Origin of the sequence: Streptomyces fuscigenes, assembly GCF_021556455.1 — a bacterium.
Lineage (GTDB): Bacteria > Actinomycetota > Actinomycetes > Streptomycetales > Streptomycetaceae > Streptomyces > Streptomyces fuscigenes.
In genome coordinates this window covers 1-1,147 of the sequence record NZ_JAKGCV010000792.1, presented here as the reverse complement: position 1 = coordinate 1,147, position 1,147 = coordinate 1, and the positions used below count along the sequence as shown (strand labels likewise).

General features: G+C 74.9%; 1 protein-coding gene. It reads left to right on the top strand.

Annotation, left to right across the window (positions count from 1 at the left end; all coding sequences use genetic code 11):
• Positions 1–29: 29 nt before the first annotated feature.
• A partial coding sequence (locus L1885_RS28590; protein WP_308117414.1) for a sensor histidine kinase occupies positions 30–1,147 on the top strand: 1,118 nt, incomplete at its 3' end.

The following is a 1,147-nucleotide window of genomic DNA, read 5'->3' as shown; positions in this document are numbered from 1 at the left end:
CCCGGCTCGTCGGGGTCACCCTGCCGGCCGTGGCGGAGAAGGCCCGGTCCGGCGGCCTGTCGCCCGAGGAGCTGCGGGCCCCGGCCGGGTCGCCGGACGACGAGGGCCTGCGGCGGGTGCTGGAGCTGTTCACGACCCGGATCGCGGACAGCGAGCGGCGCGCCGGGGCGGCCGCCACCGAGCGCGACGCGCTGGCCCGCCGGGCACGGGAGGCCGCCGACGGGCTCGACACCCTGCTGGAGACCATCCTGCCCCCCGCCATCGCCCGCCTGCGCACGGGCAGTTCGGCCGGCACGGTCCTCAACGACACGCAGCGGCCCGACGATCCGGCCCTCGCCTCCCTGATGGAGCGGATCATCCGCGAGGTGGCGGTCGGCGAGCGGCGCGCGCTCGTCGCGCAGAAGGCCGGCACCAAGGCGCTCAGCCAGGTGCAGGCCAAGGCCGTCACCATCCTCGCCGACCTGCGCGACATGGAGGACCGGTACGGCGAGGAGGTCTTCGGCGACCTGCTCCAGCTCGACCACAATGCCTCCCAGCTCGGCCTCCTCACCGACCGGCTCGCGATCCTGCTGGGCGGCCGGGGCAGCCGCATCTGGAACAAGCCCATCGTCATGGAGAGCGTCCTGCGCGGCGCCGCGGGCCGCATCGCCGCGTACCGCCGGGTGCGGCTGCACTGCTCAAGCAGCGCGGCGATCGTGGGGTTCGCGGCCGAGGGCGTCATCCACCTGCTCGCCGAACTCATCGACAACGCGGCGAACTTCTCGCCGCCCATCGACGAGGTGCACGTCTATGTCGAGGAGCGGACCGCGGGCATCGTCGTCACGGTCGAGGACAGCGGTCTGAAGATGGCCCCGCAGGTCATGCGGCTGGCGGAGAAGGCGGTCTCGGGACGGCACAACGACCTCTCGAAGCTCCAGAGCACCCGCCTCGGCCTCGCGGTCGTCGGCAGGCTGGCCGAGCGCTACCGGATCAGCGTCAACTACCGCCCCTCGTCGCGCGGCGGCACGGGTGTCGTCGTCCTCATCCCGCCGCAGCTGATCGCCCAGCCGCAGAGCGACGAAGCCCCGCCGCGGATCCCGGCCCGCGAGGCGGAGCCGGCCCACGCACCGGCCCCGGCGGCCGCGCCCGCACCGGCCCCGGCCCCGCC